Genomic DNA, 2385 nt, shown 5'->3' with positions numbered 1-2385 from the left:
AGCTAACCATTACTACTGCCTTCATGGTTCGGGACTCGCACCCTATAGATTGCACCCATGCCGGGCGCACGAAAAAGCTGCCTTAAAGACAGCTCCAATCTTAAGCTAACACACCTGTTAGTTTAACCAATACCACCTATTTAACATCTCAATTTTGTTGAGTTTATTATTCAAACTTCTTATCAACAGTTTTTCGTTTATGTTTTTCATTAATTATTTTTTTGTTGAGTATCCTAACTTCCCCAACCATTAGCAACCTCATATCCTCTACGATATAATTCGCTAACTCTTCATCAGTAATGTCATCTCCATCAATATCAAGACGAAAATCCTGTCCCTGTAATCCACCGCCATTAGTGAACTCGATTTCAAAGTCGAATTGAACTCTTTTCTCCATTATAAATCCACCTTATATTAGTTTTGAGTTATATATATTCTAGTTGAATGAAACAATAACCTTCTCGAACAAATCCTGCCCCGTTAGTGCCATAAGAAAAGCGATTCTTATAAAAGAATCGCGCCCTATTACGGAAGATTAATATTGTTACCAACTTCAAGCAAGCAGTCTTGCCGGTCCTTAACCGGAGCAAAATCATTACATATTCGTCATCTTCACCTGCTACTTCAGCCCTACTAAAAATGGGTTCAACTTTTTCACCAGCTGATTTTAAAAATACACCAGATTTTTATACTCAACACTATAACCGTGTTCTTATCATGTTTCCTAGCATTAAGGAGTTTATGTTCCAGTTTGCTTAATACTTTGTATTTCATCCCACTTTCATCTGTTAGAAGTTTCATGTCGCCATTGGATTAGTAAAATTTTGCAACGAGACCTCTCTTTTCAGAATTGGAAAGGTACTCCTCTTTCATGTCAATTAATCTTCTTATGGTTTAAGGGGTTTAAGTTTGAATTTGAATTACTTGCTTCATTAAAAGGATTACTTGCCTCGCTTAAAGAGAGTGACTTTGTCTCCGGTGCCCAGGCAATCGAAATAATAGTACCAATTAACAGAATAGCCGTCATTCCAATCATCGAGGCATCCAACCCTATAGTGTTCATACTAAGGGGCAAGAGGAAAGTCCCTATAGCAGATCCAATTCGGCTGAACGCTGTCACAAAACCAACCCCTGATGCGCGAATTTCGGTTGGGAAAAGTTCGGCCGGATATGTTAGCGTAAGATTTGAATTTGCTGATATTATAAAAGTAAAAGCCAGAAAAATTGGAATTACTAAAATTTTAGGTTCATGAAAAATGCTAAGCATAAGCAAGCAAACGGTCAGGATTGCAAACGTACTAATCGTGAAACCTCTACGAGAAAATTTCTCCATAAGCCAAAGACCCGCAACCGAACCCAAGATTAGGAATATGTTTAACCACAGGTCTACAGTGAAGTTTTCTGCTAAACCCATACTATTTAAGATAGACGGCAGGAATGTGTAGATGGCAAAGTACGGAATGACAATACAGACATAAAATAGACTTCCAAAAGCTGTTCGCTTCCGGAATTTTTTGTTGAAAAGAGCACGAAAGCCATTTTTATATTGAGTCTCAATAACAGTTTCGTCGATTTCCGCATTAGGCCCGATATACTTCTTTACGATATGGCGTGCTTCATCAATACGTCCCATGCTGATGAGCCATTGTGGTGATTCAGGCGTGCCGATTCGCAGTATCAGGACAATGAATGCAGGGATTGCAGCACTAGCAAGCATCCAACGCCATGATTCCGGACCAGATTGTCCTAAATAATATCCGACAATGGTTGCACAGACGTAACCTACCGTCCAGAGCACATTTAGAGAAGCCAGTAAGAACCCCCTATACTTTCTAGGCGCGAACTCGGCAAGTAAAGTCGATCCGACTGCATAATCGCCTCCGAGAGCAAAACCTATCAGTAACCGCAAAATTAACAACTCTGCGGGACTATCCACAAATAGTTGCAGCAACGAAGCTATAGTGACCAATAAGAAGTTAAGCAGGTATATTTTCTGTCTGCCTATGCGGTCAGATAACCCTCCAAGTACTAGACTACCGAAAAAGAGCCCGATCAAAGCAGAACTTCCAATTAGTCCTACCCACATCGAATTGAGTTCCATTTGTGGGCTAAGGAGAGTAAGTGCCACACCAATAATCCCAAGAGCATACCCATCCGAGAAATTTGAGCCAAAAGTAAGCGCTGTAATTTTCATATGGAACTTGTTAAGTGGAGCGTCATCCATCTTAAATTTTTGTTCGATCATAAGCGTCTTCTTTCCCCTTTTTAATTTGATTTTTGGGACACTTCCTACTTCTCTAGTTTAGAGAAAGAAAGCGATTGAAAACAGACGTCTATTTTTTGAATTTTTCTAATTTTTTTCGAAATTAAAGTGTAATATAAAAC

General features: G+C 39.2%; 2 protein-coding genes. Both read right to left on the bottom strand.

What is annotated here, in order from left to right; translation table 11 throughout:
- Window positions 1-166: 166 nt before the first annotated feature.
- Entirely contained in the window at window positions 167-397 is a 231-nt protein-coding gene (locus ACFWE9_RS26635) for a cyclase (RefSeq protein ID WP_377359637.1), read from the bottom strand.
- 477 nt (window positions 398-874) lie between these two features.
- Entirely contained in the window at window positions 875-2194 is a 1320-nt protein-coding gene (locus tag ACFWE9_RS26630; protein WP_377359639.1) for an MFS transporter, read from the bottom strand.
- Between the last annotated feature and the right edge of the window lie 191 nt (window positions 2195-2385).

The sequence above is a fragment of the Peribacillus sp. NPDC060253 genome, assembly GCF_042727425.1.
Lineage (GTDB): Bacteria > Bacillota > Bacilli > Bacillales > DSM-1321 > Peribacillus.
The sequence above is the reverse complement of the archived record's forward strand: the minus strand, read 5'-3'. Positions and strand labels throughout refer to the sequence as shown.

What these genes read in the sequence shown, in the direction of transcription:
- ACFWE9_RS26635 (WP_377359637.1), bottom strand. Translation starts at nt 397, where the DNA reads ATGGAGAAAAGAGTTCAATTCGACTTTGAAATCGAGTTCACTAATGGC.
- ACFWE9_RS26630 (WP_377359639.1), bottom strand. Translation starts at nt 2,194, where the DNA reads ATGAAAATTACAGCGCTTACTTTTGGCTCAAATTTCTCGGATGGGTAT.